The 17,896-nt window shown below is 69.1% G+C and carries 16 protein-coding genes; 9 read left to right on the forward strand and 7 right to left on the reverse strand.

The features are described from left to right. The first annotated feature begins 18 nt into the window (after positions 1-18). Both G7043_RS30470 and G7043_RS30475 read left to right on the forward strand, forming a co-directional pair. Positions 19-3,855 (forward strand): non-ribosomal peptide synthetase family protein, encoded by a 3,837-nt coding sequence (locus tag G7043_RS30470; RefSeq protein WP_166051451.1) that lies wholly within the window; start codon positions 19-21, stop codon positions 3,853-3,855. Further along, entirely contained in the window at positions 3,843-4,064 is a 222-nt protein-coding gene (locus G7043_RS30475; RefSeq protein ID WP_166051453.1) for a tautomerase family protein, read from the forward strand. Before G7043_RS30470 ends, G7043_RS30475 begins: the two co-directional genes overlap by 13 nt. Positions 4,065-4,434: 370 nt before the next feature. Here the strand turns inward: G7043_RS30475 and G7043_RS30480 are convergent, their stop codons facing one another. Beyond that, a complete protein-coding gene (locus tag G7043_RS30480; RefSeq protein ID WP_313888155.1) occupies positions 4,435-4,854 on the reverse strand; it encodes a MarR family winged helix-turn-helix transcriptional regulator in 420 nt (139 codons plus the stop codon). 66 nt (positions 4,855-4,920) lie between these two features. Here G7043_RS30480 and G7043_RS30485 point away from each other — a divergent pair, with 66 nt between their 5' ends. Both G7043_RS30485 and G7043_RS30490 read left to right on the forward strand, forming a co-directional pair. Then, a complete protein-coding gene (locus G7043_RS30485; protein ID WP_207311936.1) occupies positions 4,921-6,399 on the forward strand; it encodes an aldehyde dehydrogenase family protein in 1,479 nt (492 codons plus the stop codon). Between the two features lie 62 nt (positions 6,400-6,461). Next, the gene (locus G7043_RS30490; protein ID WP_166051454.1) at positions 6,462-7,571 is read left to right on the forward strand and encodes an NAD(P)-dependent alcohol dehydrogenase; all 1,110 of its coding nucleotides are present in this window, start codon (positions 6,462-6,464) and stop codon (positions 7,569-7,571) included. Here the strand turns inward: G7043_RS30490 and G7043_RS30495 are convergent. After that, positions 7,546-7,764, reverse strand: a complete 219-nt coding sequence (locus G7043_RS30495; RefSeq protein WP_166051457.1) for a hypothetical protein — start codon at positions 7,762-7,764, stop codon at positions 7,546-7,548. The genes G7043_RS30490 and G7043_RS30495 overlap by 26 nt on opposite strands. A gap of 287 nt (positions 7,765-8,051) precedes the next feature. Here G7043_RS30495 and G7043_RS30500 point away from each other — a divergent pair, with 287 nt between their 5' ends. The 5 genes from G7043_RS30500 to G7043_RS30520 all read left to right on the forward strand — a co-directional run bounded on the left by G7043_RS30500 (position 8,052) and on the right by G7043_RS30520 (position 13,227). Further along, a complete protein-coding gene (locus G7043_RS30500; RefSeq protein WP_207311937.1) occupies positions 8,052-8,528 on the forward strand; it encodes a hypothetical protein in 477 nt (158 codons plus the stop codon). Positions 8,529-8,709: 181 nt separating this feature from the next. Then, complete coding sequence (locus G7043_RS30505; RefSeq protein ID WP_166051459.1) at positions 8,710-10,518, forward strand: alpha-galactosidase; 1,809 nt, start codon at positions 8,710-8,712, stop codon at positions 10,516-10,518. Positions 10,519-10,639: 121 nt separating this feature from the next. Then, positions 10,640-11,464, forward strand: a complete 825-nt coding sequence (locus G7043_RS30510; RefSeq protein ID WP_166051461.1) for a cellulose binding domain-containing protein — start codon at positions 10,640-10,642, stop codon at positions 11,462-11,464. A gap of 30 nt (positions 11,465-11,494) precedes the next feature. Beyond that, positions 11,495-12,319 carry an alpha/beta fold hydrolase gene (locus tag G7043_RS30515; RefSeq protein ID WP_166051463.1) on the forward strand — a complete coding sequence of 275 codons (825 nt, stop codon included), beginning with the start codon at positions 11,495-11,497 and terminating at the stop codon, positions 12,317-12,319. 98 nt (positions 12,320-12,417) lie between these two features. Beyond that, positions 12,418-13,227, forward strand: a complete 810-nt coding sequence (locus tag G7043_RS30520) for a leishmanolysin-related zinc metalloendopeptidase (protein WP_166051465.1) — start codon at positions 12,418-12,420, stop codon at positions 13,225-13,227. Here the strand turns inward: G7043_RS30520 and G7043_RS30525 are convergent, their stop codons facing one another. The 5 genes from G7043_RS30525 to G7043_RS30545 all read right to left on the reverse strand — a co-directional run bounded on the left by G7043_RS30525 (position 13,228) and on the right by G7043_RS30545 (position 17,755). Beyond that, positions 13,228-14,598, reverse strand: coding sequence for an amino acid permease (locus G7043_RS30525; RefSeq protein WP_166051467.1), 1,371 nt, complete (start codon positions 14,596-14,598; stop codon positions 13,228-13,230). A gap of 122 nt (positions 14,599-14,720) precedes the next feature. Next, the gene (locus G7043_RS30530; RefSeq protein ID WP_166051469.1) at positions 14,721-15,290 is read right to left on the reverse strand and encodes a hypothetical protein; all 570 of its coding nucleotides are present in this window, start codon (positions 15,288-15,290) and stop codon (positions 14,721-14,723) included. 43 nt (positions 15,291-15,333) lie between these two features. Next, on the reverse strand, positions 15,334-16,395 hold the full coding sequence (locus G7043_RS30535; protein WP_166051471.1) for an acyl-CoA dehydrogenase family protein: 1,062 nt from the start codon (positions 16,393-16,395) through the stop codon (positions 15,334-15,336). Next, positions 16,395-16,814, reverse strand: a complete 420-nt coding sequence (locus G7043_RS30540; RefSeq protein ID WP_166051473.1) for an acyl-CoA thioesterase — start codon at positions 16,812-16,814, stop codon at positions 16,395-16,397. The genes G7043_RS30535 and G7043_RS30540 overlap by 1 nt, the downstream gene beginning before the upstream one ends. Next, entirely contained in the window at positions 16,811-17,755 is a 945-nt protein-coding gene (locus G7043_RS30545; protein WP_166051475.1) for a PucR family transcriptional regulator, read from the reverse strand. Before G7043_RS30545 ends, G7043_RS30540 begins: the two co-directional genes overlap by 4 nt. Positions 17,756-17,896 lie beyond the last annotated feature (141 nt).

A 17,896-nucleotide genomic window follows, 5' to 3' on the forward strand; every position in this document is an offset into this window, starting at 1 on the left:
GCAACGAAGGGGGTCGACGTGAAACGCGCCTTGCTGGACGCCGATGCGCACACACGAGAGTTCAACCGGACGCGGCGGGATCTGCCCGAGCGGACGCTGGTGGACCTGCTCGACGACCAGGTGCGCCTGCGTGGTCGTGAGATCGCGGTGGCGCACGGCGACGAGCGGCTGACGTTCACGGAGCTCGCGGCGCGGGCCAGGGCGGTGGGGACCCATCTGCGGAACCTGGGCGTGCGCAAGGACGACTGCGTCGGGCTGTTCGTGTACCCGTCGTCCGATCTGATCGTGGGTGCCTGGGGGGTGCTGCACGCGGGCGGTGCCTACCTGCCATTGGCGCCGGAGTACCCGGAGGACCGGCTGCGCTACATGGTCGAGGACTTCGGCGGCGACCTGATCCTCACCCAGCGGGAGCTCGCCGGGAAGTTGCGCGGCCTGGTGCCGCCGCACACCTCGGTCGTCGTCATCGACGAGATCCCCACCGGCGCGGGCGATCCACCGCAGCCCGCGCCGGGGGACATCGCCTACGTGATCTACACGTCCGGCAGCACCGGCAAACCCAAAGGCGCGATGATCGAGCACCGGGCGATCGTGAACCAGCTGTGCTGGCTCGCGGAGACGCACGGCATCGACCACCGCCGGGTCGTGCTGCAGAAGACGCCGATGAGCTTCGACGCGGCCCAGTGGGAGATCCTGGCCAATGCCTGCGGCAGCACCGTCGTCATGGGCGCACCCGGCGTGTACCGCGACCCGGAAGCGCTCGTCGACACCATCAAGGCGTACGGCGTAACGACTTTGCAGTGCGTACCGACCCTGTTGCAGGCCATTGTGGACACCGAGCGGATCACCGAGTGCACCACGCTCGAACAGGTTTTCTGCGGCGGCGAGGCACTCTCCCGTTCGCTCGCCCAACGGTTCTTCGCCGAGCTTCCCGACCGCGAGCTGGTCAACCTCTACGGGCCCACCGAATGCACGATCAACTCGTCCTCGCACCGGGTGGATCCGGCCGTGGTCGCGGACGGTCCACCCACGGTGCCGATCGGCAAACCCGTGCACAACACGCAGTACTACATCCTGGACGGCGACCGCAGACCCGTGGCGATCGGCGAGATCGGTGAGCTGTACATCGGCGGCCTGCAGCTCGCCCGCGGCTACATCGGCAGGCCGGACCTGACCGCGGACCGGTTCGTGGACAACCCGTTCCGCGCCGACTTCGACTCGCCGAAGTTGTACCGCACCGGTGACCTCGCGTACTGGAACTCCGACGGCACAGCGGTTTTCGTCGGCCGCACGGACAACCAGGTGAAGCTGCGCGGGTTCCGGGTCGAGCTCGACGAGGTGCGGCTGGCGCTGGAAACGCACGAGTGGATCAAGCACGCGGCCGTGGTGGTGCGGGACGACCCGCGCACCGGGTTCCAGAACCTCGTGGCGTTCGTCGAGCTGAACCCCAAGGAAGCCGCGCTGATGGACCAGGGCAGCCACGGCGCGCACCACCAGTCCAAGGCGGGCCGGGTGCAGCTGCGCGCGCAGCTGTCCGACCTCGGCTGCCGGGAGTCCGACGAGCTGGACGGCAAGCCGGGACTCGACCTGCCCGGCCGCGAGCCGACGGCCTTCCAGCGCCGCACGGTGTTCGCCCGCAAGACCTACCGGTTCTACGAGGGTGGCGAGGTCACCCGCGACGACGTCCTCGCGCTCCTGCGGGCGCGGACGACCGCGACGACGTCACGTGACCCGGCTTCCCTGGGACAGGAGGAGTTCGGCCGCATCATGCGGTTCTTCGGCCAGTTCCGCAGCGTCAAGCGGCTGCTGCCCAAGTACGGGTACGCCTCGCCGGGCTCGCTCTACGCCACCCAGCTGTACCTGGAGATCGACGACCTGTTCGGCCTCGCGCCGGGGTTCTACTACTACCACCCGGTCGAACACCGGCTGTACCTCATTCAGCCGAAGGCAGCCGGTGGACCACCGCGGGCCAGGGTGCACTTCGTCGGCAAGCGGCGGGCCATCGAACCGGTGTACCGCACCAACGTCCTGGAGGTCCTGGAGATCGAGGCCGGGCACATGGTGGGCCTGTTCGAGCAGATCCTGCCGGAGCACGGGCTGACGGTGCGCGCCGCCGGCCACGCCCCCGAAGTCATGGCACACCTCGAATGCGTGGACGAGGACTACTACCTGGGGGCGTTCGACTTCGTGCCCGCGCATCCGGCGCCGGCCGAGGAACCGATGGACGTGTACGTGCAAGCCCACGGCGACCGCGTCGCCGGTCTGCCGGGCGGCCTCTACCGGTTGGTGGGCAACGACTTCGAGCCGGTCGCGGACGGCGTGATCGAACGCAGGCACGTCATCGCCATCAACCAGCAGGCCTACGAACGCGCCAGCTTCGGCGTCGCCCTGGTCAGCCGCACCGGGCAGGAGTGGCGTTCCTACCTGGAACTCGGCCGCGTCCTGCACCGGCTGCAGGCGGTGCGCGGCCTTGGCCTCATGTCGTCGGGCTACAGCTCGAAGAGCGGTCACGACCTGCCCTCGCACCGGCGGCTGGCGTCGTTGCTCGACGAGCGGGGACTGCCGGTGGGCCCGTCGTACTTCTCCATCGGCGGCAGGGTCAGCGCCGAACAGATCCGCCACCGCGGCATGAAGGAGGACGCGGTGCACATGAAGGGTCCCACCGAGCTGATCCGCGACGACCTGCGCTCGTTCCTGCCGGACTACATGATGCCGAACAAGGTGGTCGTGCTCGACCGCCTGCCGCACACGGCGAACGGCAAGATCGACACGCGGTCGCTGGCCGAGTCTGACCTCGCCGAGGTGGATTCGTCCGACCAGGTGGTGGTCGAACCGCGCACCGAGACCGAACGCCGGATCGGGGAGATCTGGGGCCGGCTGATGAAGGTCGAGGTCGTCTCGGTGCAGGCCGACTTCTTCGCCTCCGGCGGCAACTCGCTGCTGGCGGTGGGCCTGGTGAACCGGATCAACAAGGACTTCGGCCTGTCCCTGCCGTTGCAGGTGCTGTTCGACGCGCCGACGGTCGAGGCCCTGGCCAAGGTGGTGGAAGGCGACACCGCGGACGCGGCGTCCCGGCTCATCCGGCTGAACGCCGCGGGCACGCTCGAACCCGTGTACTGCTGGCCGGGTCTGGGCGGCTATCCGATGAACCTGCGTCAGCTCGCCGCGCGCGCCGGCCGCCCGTTCTACGGCGTGCAGGCGCACGGCGTGAACGCCGGCGAGACCGCGTATCCGTCGATCGGCGAGATGGCGGCACGTGACCTGGAACTGATCCGCCGCAAGCAACCGCGGGGCCCGTACACGCTGTGGGGCTACTCCTTCGGCGCGCGCGTCGCGTTCGAGGCGACCCACCAGCTGGAGCGCGACGGGGAGCGGGTGGAACAGCTCTTCCTGATCGCGCCGGGCAACCCGAGGGCCGGCGGCACCGACCGCACGCCGAGCTGGCGCAGCCGCGGTTACGTCACGATCCTGTTCTCGGTCTTCGCCGGCTTGGTTTCCGGTGACCTGCTGGAGGAATGCCTGCGCGCGACGCGGGACGAGGCCACGTTCACGGCGTTCGTGAGCGCCCGGCTCGACCTCGACCCCGAGCTGGTCCGCCGAATCGCCCGCGTGGTGCACCGGACGTACCGCTTCGACCACACCGACCGAGAGCTCGCGACCCGTGCCATCGCGGCCCCCGTGACGGTGTTCCGCGCGGCGGGCGACCAGCCGTCGTTCATCGAACGACCCGCCGTGCGCGCCCAGGTGTCCTTTGTGGACGTACCGGCGGATCACTACGGAATGCTCCGCCTCCCGCTCGTGGATTCCCTCGTCGATCACATCCGTTCCACCCAAGGAGGACCCTCATGCCGCACGTGACCATCAAGCACTTTCCCGCCACGCTCTCGCCGGACCAGGCCGCGGCGCTGTCGGACGCGTTGACCGCGGCCGTCACCGGCGCGTTCGGCTGCCCGGACACCGTCGTGTCGATCGCGCTGCAGCCGGTGCCGGCCGAGGCCTGGGACGAGCAGGTGTACCAGCCCGAGATCGCCGGGCACGAGTCGCTGCTGAAGCAGCCGCAGTACTGACGTTCACACTGACGGCGCCGTGCCGGTTCCCGCGGCCAAGAGGGTTCTCGCAGGTCAGATACTGCGGGGACCCTCTTCGTGATCTTGGGACCCAAGAACTTCTTGACAGTTCAACCAGGTCGGCTCATGCTTTCAATGTCAGGATTCCTGATATTCAAGGTCGTGACGCTGACCGCTCGACGAGGAGCTGAACATGCGTGGTGGCTAGGGCCTGTATCGAAGTCTGGGTTCGATGAGAGTCGCGCCTGAGGTGGTTCCTGGTGGTGCGGACGACCGGTCCGCATACCGGTGTTGTATGTGGGCCGGTCGGCCGTGCCTCCAGGGGCCGCCTCAGGCCCGGCTATCGCGGATCCGGACTTCGATACAGGTCCTAGTGATCGGCGAGAGCCGCACGGCACCGGTTGAGCATGTCGTGCAACGAGGTTCGCTCCTCCTTGCTGAGCCTGCTCACCATCTGCTCCTCGATCGCGGCGAACGCGGCGGCGTGCTCCTCCAGGAACGTCCTTCCCTTGTCCGTCAGGCTGATCAGCAACCGCCTGCCGTGCGCGGGATCCTGGGTGCGCACGATCAGCTCGCGTCGTTCCAGCGCGCCGACCATGTCGGTCATCGTCTGCGCCGTCACGAACGAGTTGCGCGCCAGTTCCGCGGAAGTCAGGCCGTCACGACGGGCCAGCACCGTCAGCGCGGTGTACTGCAGGGCCGTCACCCCGGTGGGACGCAGCACCTCGTCCATGAGCGCACGCACCGCCAGTTCCACCTGCTTGATCTCGTACATCAGCGACGGTCGCACAACGCCTCACCTTCTCCGCCCAGCTCGACGATCATCCGAAGCCTTGCACAGAAAGGCAAACACATCATGACGACAGTCGACGACCGGCCGGCCGCAACGGTGCGCCGTCCCGAGGTCGCGCCCGGCAGGTTGTTCATCGGGGGGCAGTGGCGGGAGTCCACCGAGGACGGCCGGATCGCCGTGGCCGACCCGGCGACCGGTTCCGTCGTGACCACCGTCGCCTGGGGCACGACCGCGGACGTGGACGCCGCAGTCGACGCGGCGAGGGCGGCACTCGATGGCTGGGCGGCGACACCGGGGCGGCAGCGCGGGCGGATCCTGAACCGGGTCGCGGAGGTCGTGCGGGCCAGGGCGGACGAGCTCGTCGCGGTGGAGAGCCTCGACGTCGGCAAGCCGATCTCGTTGTGCCGCGCGGTCGACGTGGAGACGACCGCCGAGCAGTACGAGTACTACGCGGCACTGGCGCAGACCCTCGACGGAGCGACGCGGCAGATCCCGATTCCGTCGCACGCCTACACCCGCCGCGAGCCGATCGGGGTGGTCGCGGCGATCACGCCGTTCAACTTCCCGCTGATCCTGTCGAGCTCGAAGATCGCGCCCGCGCTCGCGGCCGGCAACACGGTCGTGCACAAGCCCGCGGAGGACACGCCGCTGAGCGCGTTGCTGATGGCCGAGATCCTCGCCGAGGCGGGCGTGCCCGCCGGCGTCGTCAACGTGGTGACCGGCTACGGCGCCGAGATCGGTGAGCACCTGATCCGCCACCCCGGCGTGGACAAGGTCGCGTTCACCGGGTCGACCACCGTCGGCAGACAGGCCGCGAGCATCGCGGGCTCCCAGCTCAAGCCCGTGACCATGGAGCTGGGCGGCAACGCGGCGAACATCATCTTCGAGGACGCCGACCTCGAGAAGGCGATCGGCGCGGCGATCAAGGGTTTCGTCTTCAACACGGGTCAGTTCTGCATGGGCGGCCCCCGGTTGCTCGTCGCGTCGCCGTTGTACGACGCGGTCCTGGGCGCACTCGCCGAGGCCGTGCCGCACGTCCCGCTCGGCGACCCGTTCGACCCGGCGACCGTGATCGGCCCGATGGCGGCCGAACGCCATCTGTCCAAAGTGGAACGCTATGTCGCGCAGGCGAAGGCCGACGGCGGCCGGATCGTCACGGGCGGCCACCGGGTCGACAGGAAAGGCTGCTACTTCGAACCGACGGTGATCGCGGACCTGCCGGACAACTCGTCCGTGGTGCGGGAGGAGATCTTCGGCCCGGTGCTGACGGTGCAGCGGTTCGACACCGAGGACGAGGCCGTCGCGATGGCCAACAGCACGCCCTACGGCCTCGCCGCCGGTCTGCAGACCGAGAACCTCGCCCGCGCCCACCGGGTGGCGGCCCGGCTCCAGGCCGGCATCGTCTGGATCAACGACTGGGCGATGCTCGACCCCGCGATCCCGTTCGGCGGTGTGAAGGACTCGGGCTACGGCCGCGAGTACGGCCCCGAGGCGCTCGCCGGCTACACCAGGACCAAGTCCGTCGTCGTTTCCCTGGCCTGAGTTCCCCGGCCTGAGTTCCCCAGCCTGAAGTCCCCAGCCTGAAGTCCACCGGAGGAAGAGCCATGCCCACCACCACGACGGCCGCCGTCGTCGAGTCCGCCGGCGCCGCGTTCGCGCTCTCCGAGGTCGTGCTGGACGACCTGCGGCCCGACGAGGTGCGCGTCCGGGTCACCGCCGCCGGGGTCTGCCACACCGACCTCGGGGTGGCGGCCGGTCACCTGCCCTTCCCCCTGCCCGGTGTGCTCGGCCACGAGGGCGCCGGGATCGTCGAGGAGGTCGGTTCCGGGGTCACCTCGGTCGCGGTCGGTGACCAGGTGCTGCTGAGCTACACCTCGTGCGGCCGGTGCGCGAACTGCCGCGCCGGCCACCCCGCCTACTGCGACACCTGGCTGCCGTCGAACCTGATCGGCGGCGAACGAGCCGACGGGACGTCGCCGATCTCCCGCGACGGCGTCCCGCTCGGCGGTCACTTCTTCGGCCAGTCGAGCTTCGCCCACCACGCCGTCGTCGACGAACGCAGCCTGGTCAAGGTCCCCGCCGACGCGCCGCTCGACCTGCTCGCCCCGCTCGGCTGCGGGATCATGACCGGTGCCGGCGCGGTCTGGAACGTGCTGGCCCCGCGGCCCGGCGCCACGCTGCTCGTCACCGGCGCGGGCGCGGTCGGGCTCTCGGCCGTCATGGCGGCCAGGCTCACCCCGGCGACCCGGATCATCGCGGCCGACCGCGTTCCCCGGCGGCTGGCGCTCGCCGCCGAGCTCGGCGCCACCGACACGATCGACACCACCCGCCAGGACCTCGGCGAGGCGGTCGCCGCGCTCACCTCCGGCCGTGGTGCCGACGGTGTCGTGGAGACCACCGGGAACGCCGGGGTGCTCGGCACCGCGGTGTCCTCACTCGCCGCCCGCGGCACCGCGGTGATCGTCGGCGCGCCCGCGTTCGGCACGCAGGTGCCCGTCGACGTGAACTTCATGCTGCCCGGCCGCCAGGTCGTCGGGCTCACCATGGGCGACGCCGAGACGCAGTCGCTCATCCCGGCGCTCGTCGGGCTCATCACCGCGGGCAGGCTGCCGATCGACCGGCTGGTCACCCACTACAAGTTCGAGGAGATCGGGCAGGCGGTGGACGACGTGCTGGCCGGCGTCACGATCAAACCCGTGCTGCGGCTGACGTGACGCCGGCCGCCTCGGCCTCGATCACCACTCCGGCCGCGACGACCACCCAGCCCACGCCTACGACCACCGGCCAGACCACGGACTCGACCACCGCGATCAGCACGTTGACGACGCCGGACGACAGCAGCGCCGCCACGGCGATCACGAGCACCGCTTGCGCCCGGTGTCCGGTCAGGTCCCGTTCGGCCTTCACGGTCGCTTCCCCCATTCCGCTCGACGTGGAGATGTATCGCCCGGCGTTCCGTCCTGGTTACGGAAGGAGGTAGGTGTGCAACCTTCCCGTCCGCGGTCGCGTGACCGAAGGTCATGTCCGTCCACAGTGGCACCCAGGTGATCCACTTAGGACACCGCGGACGGGTTCTGCTACCGGGGAACTGCACTGGGTGAACAGGGCCAACGACCCCTCGCGGCGTCCGGCGGGCGGTCGTAGCATCCGCTCGACGATGAGCAACCCTTGGGGGTCCCCGAAAGAAGAACCCGATGCGCAAACTGATCATCGTCCTGGTGACGGTCGCCACCGCGCTGTTCCTGGCGACGGCGACCGCGGGGGCGGACGCCCCGAAGTTCCACTCGGCCACCGGCAGCGTCACCAGCACCGGCGGGTTGACCGTCTCGTTCGACGAGAGAGGTCTCGGCAACGAGAACATCGACTACACGCTGACCGCCGACGCCACAGCGGTGTTCGCGTGCATCAACGGCGGCGGCAACCACCCGCAGGCCGCCAACAAGGAGACGATCAACTCCGAGGTGTCGGCCACCGGCTCGTTCGAGGCCAAGAACGGCCGCGTGCGGGCGAGTCTGACCACGGGAACGCCCTCCGCCGGCGGCTTCGCCTGCCCGCGCGGTCAGCGGCTCGTCCTGGCGAGCGTGACCTACACCGACATTCTGCTCACGGACACGACCAACGGCGTGAGCACCTCCGTCCCCGGCACGTCACGGACGTTCTTCGCCGTGTGAGCCGGGCGGATGTGATCGCTAACAGATAGGAGCCGAGTCGAACAATCGACAGATTTGTCGATCTGCGAACACCCTTGCTAAAAATGAATATTCCGCTTCCCCTTGTCTAGCGCCTCACTGTTAGCGCTAACATTGCGCACTGCTCGACCGGGTCCGTTCACGATCCCCGTCGGAGGGTGCAATGACGCTACGCCTCAGGCAACGCACGATCGCAATACTGGCCCTCCTGACCCTGGTGATCACGGCGACCGTCGCGGTCGACGAGCCGAAGACCGCCGCCGCGTGGGACAACGGAACGGCGGACACCCCGCCGATGGGGTGGAACAGCTACGACGCGTTCAACTGGAGCGTCACGGAGTCGGACGTCAAGGCGAACGCCGACTACATGAGGACCAACCTCAAACCGCACGGCTGGCAGTACGTCGTGATCGACTGGGCGTGGTACTACCCGGGCAGGCACAACAGCAGCCCGAACCAGGACGCGAACCTCAACCCCCGGCTGCGCATGGACGCCAACGGACGGCTGCTGCCCGACACCACGCGTTTCCCGTCCGCGGCGGGGAACAACGGCTTCAAGCCGCTGGCCGACTACGTCCACGCCCAGGGCCTGAAGTTCGGCGTGCATCTGATGCGCGGCATCCCGCGCCAGGCCGTGGCCGACAACGTGCCGATCCTCGGCACGAGCTGCCGTGCCAACCAGATCAACAACAACACCACCGCGGCCTGGCTCAACCTCATGTGGGGCCTGAACATGAGCAACGCATGCGCGCAGGCGTACCTCGACTCGATGTTCCAGCTCCTGGCGGGATGGGGCGTGGACTACGTCAAGGTCGACGACATCGCCGCGCCCACCTACCGGCAGGCGGAGGTCGAGGGCTACCGGCTGGCCATCCAGCGCAGCGGACGGCCGATGGTGCTCAGCCTCTCCCCCGGCCCCACCCCGCTGGCCGCCGGTCCGCACGTGCAGGCGAACGCCCACATGTGGCGCATCGTCAACGATTTGTGGGACGACTGGCCCGGCGTCAACAACCTGTTCGACCCGTTGCGGGACTGGACGCGGTACCGGGCGAAGGGCGCCTACCCCGACCCCGACATGATCCCGATCGGAAGGCTGTCCAAGTTCGGCCCCAACGGCCCGTCCCGCTACTCCAACCTCAGCCCGGACGAGCAACGCACCCTCATGACGTTGTGGACGATCAACCGTTCCCCGTTGATGTGGGGCGGCAATCTCGTCGAGAACCGCGCCTCCGACCTGGCGCTGATGACCAACGCCGCAGTGATGTCGGTCGATCAGAACAGCACGAACAACCGTCAGCTCGTCGGCGGCTCGCGCCAGGTGTGGGCGGCCGACATCCCCGGCAGCAACGACAGGTACGTCGCGTTGTTCAACCGCGACAACACATCCGGCACCGTGTCGGCCACCCTCTCCGCGCTCGGCATGGGTTCGGCCACCGTCACGGACCTGTGGTCCGGAGCGGGCCTCGGCACAGTCAGCACGACGTTCACCCGGTCGCTGCCCGCCCACGGCGCCGGTCTGTACCGGCTCTCACCGAGGACGACCGCCACCGTGCACACGTTGACCGCCGGGCACAGCGGCAAACTGCTGGACGTCTTCAACCTCTCCACCGACGACGGCGCGGACATCGTCCAATGGACGGCGAACGGCCAGAACAACCAACGGTGGGAGTTCCGCGACACCGGTGACGGCCACGCCCAGGTCGTGAACGTCAACAGCGGCAAGTGCCTGGACGTCTACGGCGGTGCCGGCGCCATCGGTGACGGCGTCCGGATCACCCAGTGGACCTGCCACAGCGACACCAACCAGCAGTGGCGTCTCCAGGACGCCGGCGGTGGCCGGCTTCAGGTCATCGCCAGGCACAGCAACAAGTGCCTCACCATCAAGGACGCGGCGACCGCGGACGGCGCAACCGCCGTGCAGATGACCTGTGGCAGCGGCACTGAACAACAGTGGCAACGCCAGCCGGCCTGACTTCACTCGATTCATTCGACGACATTCGATTGCCCGAACGACTTGCATTGACCACCAATGGAGATTGGTCTACTTTCCCCTGAGCCTCGCTCACCTATGTGACCGCAGCCCGGGGGAAGCAATGAAGCACAGGTGTCGGAGCATCGTGGTGGCGGCCGCGGTGCTCCTGGCCACGGCGTGCACCGCTGACGACGTGACCACTCCGGACGGTTCCACCCCACCGTCCTCAGCAGCGCCTGTCGCACCGCCGACCCTCTCCGATGCTTTCGTGACCGTGCGGGACGTGCTGGACGGGCGCACCGTGCTGCTGTCCGACGGGGCTCAGGTCCGCGTCGAAGGGCTCGCCGCTCCGGAAGAGTGCTGGGCCGGCGCCGCCACGACCTTCGCCAAGAAGTTCTTGCAGGACAAGGCCGTTCGCATCGACCCGGTCGACCGCGTGGTCGCCGACGCCTCTGCACTGCGACTCAAGGACGGCACCGACTACGCGGTGATGGCCGTGCGCCAGGGGATCATGCGCACCGACTCGCCGGACGATCGCGCGCTGATCGACGCCGAGGCCGAGGCGGCGAAGAGCGAACTCGGCCTGTGGGGTGCGCCCTGCCGGGGTCAGGCGAAGGACTCCCCGCACGGTTGCGACATCCGCTATCGGCTCACCCACCAGACGGCGAACGGTTTCCGGGCGGAGGTGACGATCAGCAACACCGGACTCTCCCCGATCACCGCCTGGACTCTGCGGTGGACGTTCGCCGACGGCCAGGTCGTGGCGGAGGCGCGGAATGCCGTGGTCAGCCAATCAGGTTCGCGGGTGAGCGCCACGAACGTCCCGGAGTCCGCCACGATTCCCGTCGGACGCTCGCAGCTCGTCGTGGTGACCGGTATGCAGCTGTCGGACAATCCCGCGCCGCGTTCCTTCACCTTGAACGACCAGCCTTGCACTGTCAGGTGACGTGCCGTCCTCGATGCTTTGATGGAGATCATGGATCTCTCTCAGCAGTTCCACTGGCGCGGTCGCACGGTCGCCTGGGACGTCCGCGGTCGAGGCCCTGCCGTGGTGTTGTGTCATGGCACGCCGTGGTCGTCGCGCCTGTGGGAACCGTATGCGGACGCCCTGAGCAACGAGTTCACCGTCTACCTGTGGGACATGCCCGGCTACGGCGCTTCCTCGAAACATCCTGACCACGCGGTCGACCTCGCCGTCCAAGGTGAGCTGTTCGCCGACCTGCTCACGTACTGGAAACTGGCCGAGCCGCACGTGGTGGCCCACGACTACGGCGGAGCGGTGTCCTTGCGCGCGCATCTGTTGCACGGCGCCATTTACAGGTCACTCGCGCTGGTGGACGTGGTCGCGCTGCGGCCGTGGGGCTCGGACTTCTTCCGGCTGGTCGCCGCCCACGCCGACACGTTCACGGCGCAGCCGCCGGCGGTGCACCGCGGTGCGCTGGAGGCCTACATCCGCGGCGCCAGCCACCGCGGCCTGACCGACGAGCAGCTGGCGACGCTGACCGGACCGTGGCTGACCGCCGAGGGCCAGGCCGCGTTCTACCGCCAGATCGCGCAGGCCGACGAACGGTTCACCGACGAGTTCCACGACCGGCTTCCGGCGGTCACCGTGCCGACCCACGTCATCTGGGGCGACCAGGACACGTGGATCCCGCCGGACCGGGGCCACCGGCTCGCGGACCTGATCCCGGGCGCCAGTCTGGAGATCATCGAGAACGCCGGGCACCTGGTGCAGTACGACGCACCGGTGCAGCTGGCGATCGCGCTGCACCGATGGCTCAGCACCCGTACGCCCGAATAGGCAAGCGCTATGCGTCCGAATGAGTGACTTGGCGTTACGTCGATCGGCGCTGGACGACTACCTGCGTACAGATGTCGTACGGCTCCGAGGGAACGATCATGAAGGTCTACACAGCCCGCGCCGACGCCAGTCGGGCGCTCGAAATCGCCGCGACCACGTCGCCGTTCGTCATCACCGTCCAGTTCGGAGATGGCCTGACGGCTACTCAGCAAGCTGCTTTCGCTCAAGCGGCCGATCGCTGGGCCAAAGTCATCGTCGGCGACCTGCCGGACGTGATCGTGGACGGCGAAATCATCGACGACGTGCTGATTCTCGCCGAGGGCGCGGATCTGGGCGGGGTGGGCGACGTCCTCGCGGAGGCGGGGTTCACGCACATCCGCGTCGGCGGCTTGCCGTGCAAGGGAATCATGCGGTTCGACACCGCCGATCTCGAGCAGATGGAGGCGGAGGGCACGCTCCACGACGTGATCACCCACGAGATGGGGCACGTGCTCGGCATCGGCTCGCTGTGGGAGGAAGTGGGCCTGGTTCAGGGCATCGGCACCAACGACCCCCAGTTCACCGGGCGGCTGGCGATGATCGAGTACGGCCATCTCCTCGGCGGTCTGGCCGAAACCGTGCCCGTGGAGAACGTCGGTGGCGACGGTTCAGTGGGCAGCCATTGGCGGGAGTCCAAGTTCCGCACCGAACTGATGTCCAGCACCATCGGGGGCAAGGGCAACCCGATCAGCAGGCTCACCGCGGGCAGCCTCATCGACCTCGGCTACGAGGTCGATCTGGACGCCGCCGAGCCCTACGTGCTGCCCACTCCGGTCGGACCCGCCGCCGTCGGCGCTCCAGGCCCGTACAAGTGCCTGGAGCGACCGAAGAAGGTGCACCGGGTCGTGCCCGTCGAACCAGCGGCCTGATCAGGAACTGCTCACCGTGGTTCGCGGTGCGTTCCGGCGGCCGCGCACCACGCCGACCGCCACCACGACCGCCGCGACGAGCAGGCTCAGCAACAACTGGGAACGGGCGTCGGCGTCGAACAGCATGCCCACGAGCAGAGCCACCATGCCGACGATCGTCGCCCACGTCAGGTACGGGTAGCCCCACATGCGCAGCGTGAGCTGGTCGGGGGTCTGCTGTTCCAGCTGCCGCCGCATCCGCAGCTGGGACACCGCGATCGCCAGCCACACGAAGATCGCCACCGCGCCGGAGGAGTTGACCAGGAAGAGGAACACCGTGTCCGGCGAGAGGTAGTTCAACGCCACGGTGGCGAACCCGACGACGGTCGAGGCCAGCACCGCGGCCGTCGGCACTCCTCGCCGGGAGACCTTGCCGAGCACCGCGGGCGCCTCACCGCGCCGGGAGAGCGAGAACACCATGCGGGAGGCGGTGAACAGCCCCGAGTTCAGGCAGGACAACACCGAGGTGAGCACCACGGCGTCCATGACCACCGCGGCCGCGGGCAGGCCGAGCGTGTCCAGCACCGCGACGTACGGGCTCTTCGCGACGTTGGCGTCGTCCCACGGCAGCAACGTGACCACGACGGCGATCGAGCCGATGTAGAAGACGAGAATGCGCCACACCACCGACTTCACCGCGGCACGCACCGCCTGCACGGGGTTGGCCGACTCCCCCGCCGCGACGGTGGCGATCTCCGCGCCGAAGAAGGAGAAGACCACGACGAGCATCGCGGCGAAGACCGGACCGGTGCCCTGCGGGAAGAACCCGCCGTGGCCGGTGAGGTTGTCGAGCCCCGGCGAGGAGAAGCCCGGCAGCAGGCCGCCGATCGCCAGCACGCCCAGCACGAGGAACACGGTGATCGCCGCGACCTTGATGCCGGCGAACCAGAACTCGAACTCGCCGAAGGACTTGACCGAGTACAGGTTCGTCAGCGTCAGCACGACCGTGAGCACGAGAGCCCACGTCCACTGCGGCACGGCCGGAACCCAGCGGTGCACGATGGCGGCGCCCGCGGTGGCCTCGATGCCGACCACGACGACCCAGAACCACCAGTACAGCCACCCGATCGCGAAGCCTGCCCACGGTCCGATCGCACGTTCGGCGTAGGCGGAGAAGCTGCCGGTGTCGGGGTTGGCCGCGGACATCTCCCCCAGCATCCGCATCACCAGCACGACCAGCAGGCCGGCGGCGGCGTAGGAGAGGAGCACGCCGGGTCCCGCCTTGCCGATCGCGGCACCGCTGCCGACGAACAGCCCGGCGCCGATGACGCCGGCGATGGCGATCATGCTGAGGTGCCGCTTGCGCAACGACGGTTGCAGGTCCTGCGACATCGGCCGTCCTTCCCTCGAGGAGAACTCCCGGACTGGGTTCGATCAGTCTGGGAGTGGCACCGCCGCGAGGAACAGTCGACAATTCGTCGAAGTCACGCCGCTGAATTGTCCAAATCCGACAGTTACCTCGACTCCAGACCACGGAGGCCGGGCAGCGGATCGCCCGGCCCGAAGTCGATCTCAAGCCCCAGACACGCCGCGATCACCTGAGCGGCTTCCGTTTTGCCGTAATCATGTGCTTCCACGAGTACCAGACCGAGCCAGCGCCAGAAGGGCTCGCCCAGCGGGGCCGGCACGACGCCCGCGTCGTCGAGCCCGGTCACCACGCACGTTCCCCGGATGACCTTCGCCCAGTCCGTGCTCGCCAGCTGCCGCGCCGCCCTGGCCCGCGAAACGACGTCGAGCTCGTACTTCCCGGCGGCCACGTCCTGCAGCAACAACATCAGCATGAGGCTCGCCCCGCGGTTCACCTCACCGTCGGGCACGCTGTCGCCGACCCAGAACTCCAGGCCGGGCAGGGCGCACCTGCGCGCCACGACAGGATCGCCGAGGAGGCCGGGCAGGACCGCACCGGCCTGGCCCGCGCTGATCTCGACCATCGACAGGCCGCCCTCGGTGGGCAGCACGAGCACCCGCATCGACGAGGTGCTCGTGCTGCCGAACCGGCCGGCGACTCCGCTTGTCATCAGCATCTTCCGCTCCGATCGGGCAGTCAGTCCGGATTGGACAGATCACTCACCACTGGTCGGTCCGCGCCGGCAGGCCGAGCAGGATCCGTCCGGTGAGCTCGAACGTCACGGGGCTCACGAGGAAGTGCGCGGTGGCGGTGTTCGCGTCCCGGAAACGGCGCTGCAACGGCGAAGTCTCGTAGATCGCGGTGCCGCCGCCGAGCTCGTACATCGACGAGGCGACCTCCGCCGCGACCCGTGCCGCGTGCGTCGAAGCCAGCCGCAGCGCCGCCTCGGCACGGGCGAACTTCTCCTGGGTGGCCGACCGCTCGGCCAGCACGCGCGACGATCCGGCGGACTTCTTGGTCGTCGCGAGGACGCTCAGGTCGCGGACCGCCCCGCGCGCGTTGCCCAGCGCCGCCGCGGCGACCGCGGCCGCGAAGAACCCGTTCAACGGAAACCGGTACAGCGGTTCGGCATCCGCCGCCGGTCCGTCCACAATGGAGAACAGCCGGTCGGCGGGCACGAAGACCTGCTCGGCCACGACGTCGTGGCTGCCCGTGCCGCGCAGTCCGCTGGTGTGCCAGGTGTCGACGACGGTCAGTTCGGAGGTGGGCAGTGCCGCGATGCGCAGCACCGGCGGTTCGGAGCCGGAGCCGGAGTCGACCACGACTCCGCCGAAGAACCACTCGGAGTGCTTGACACCGCTGCAGAACGTCCACCGGCCGGAGACCACGAAGCCGTCGTCGGCAGGACGCGCGCGACCCGTGGGCGCCCACACTCTCGCGGCGGACGAACGCGGGTCGCCGAACACCTCTTCCGCGCCGTCCTTCGGCAGGTAGTGCGCGAGCAGGCTGCTGGTCGCGGCGATACCGACGCACCACCCCGCCGAGGCGTCACCGAAGGCAACGGTTTCCGCGGCTTCGAGGGCCGTCCGGGGCGCGGCCTCACTGCCACCCAGCGCACGGGGAACACCGGGGTTCAGCAGGTCCGCGGCCTTGAGGTGCCGGACCACCTCGGGTGCGAGCGACCGCTCCGCCTCGGTGACGTCGGCCCACGCCGCCGCCAGTTCGGCGGCCAGTTCGGCCTGGCGCCGCAGTTCCTCGTCGTTCAAGTCGTGTTCCCCCATCAGCGCATCAGTTCCTGGCCCGCGGACACCAGCCGCTCGCTCCACGGCGCGGGACGCAGCGTGCCCGGATCGAGGCGGATGACGGTGCGCGTGCCGTGGGCGTGGGTGAGGTCTCCGTCGGCGGCGCAGAAGCGGAACCCGTACGTCAGGCTGGTCGTGCCGATCTGCTCGATCCACAGCTCGACCGCGTACCGGCCGTGCCGGGTGACCGGTGCCTCGTAGGTCATCCGCAGCTCCTTGACCACCACGCCCGAGATGTCGGCGGCCAGCCGCGGCTCGCGGTCGACGAGGGCACCCGGTCCGTGCCACAGCTCCATCCAGGCTCGCTCCACCAGCAGCGGGTAGCGCGAGTTGTGCAGCATGCCGAGCGAGTCCAGCTCGTCGAAGTGGACGACGACGGGGATCAGCCGAGCGGTCATCCCGAGTAGCCGTCGGCGATCATCGCCGCCACCAGCGTGTGGCCGCCCCGCCCGCTCGTCGGGTCGCAGCCGGTGATGCCCGCGATCCGCTGCAACCGGTAGTCCAGCGTGCTGCGGTGCACGAACAGGTTGCGCGCGGTCTGGTTGCGCTGAAGATCGGCGTCGACCAGCGCGACCAGCGTCTCCCACAGCACGGGGTGGGCTCGCAGCGGGTCGAGGATCGAGACCAGGCTCCGGGTCACGTGTTCGTGCCGGGTCACCGCGTACTCGACCAGCACGTCGGAGATGTTGTAGACGCCACCGGGACGGCGGCCGGCCACGACGAGGCGCATCACGTCCGCCGCCTCCCGGTAGCCGTCGGCGATGTCGGCCTTCGGCCGCGCCGCGACGGTGAGCCAGCCCTTGCCGTCGAGGTGCCGTGTCAGCTGCCGGGTGATGGCGGGCGTGCGTTCCGGGTCCAGGTCGGGCACGAGGATCACCAGACCGGACTCCTTGCGCGTCATGAACGCGCCGGGGCCCGCCGCCTCGTGCAGCACGGGCTTGGTCCTCGTCACGTCGGACAGGCGGACGACCACGATCAGGTAGCGGGCGGCGAGCGCGTCGTACACGTCCGGCGCGATCGGGTGGCCGTCGACGAGGTCACCCGCGACGTCACCGCGGCGGGCCGACGCGATCCCCTCGTTCCTGCGGCGGTAGCCGTCCAGGAACTCCGTCAGAACGGGCCCGCTCGCCCGCACGAACTCGGCGAACGCCGGATGTCCCTCGGCGGCTTCCTCGAGCACGCCGAGCAGGTCGTCGTAGCGGCCACCGGCCCAGTTCTCGCCCGCCGCGCGGATCTTCGCCCTGAACTCGGCGAGCCGCACGTCGTCCTCGCCGGCCAGCCGCGGCGCCCGGCGGACGCGGCCGGGCGTCGAACTCCAGTTGACGGCGACTTCCGTCATGTCGCCCCCTTGTGAGAATTGCGGAAGATCAGAAACCGAATATTTTTTCGCCCTTTTCAGCGATATTCGGAGGTTATTGAGTCAGCCACGCACGCGTCAACAAAACTCACTTAAGACTGTGGTGCTCAGCGCCGTGGTTCG

This window comes from Lentzea alba, from assembly GCF_011067745.1.
GTDB lineage: Bacteria > Actinomycetota > Actinomycetes > Mycobacteriales > Pseudonocardiaceae > Lentzea > Lentzea alba.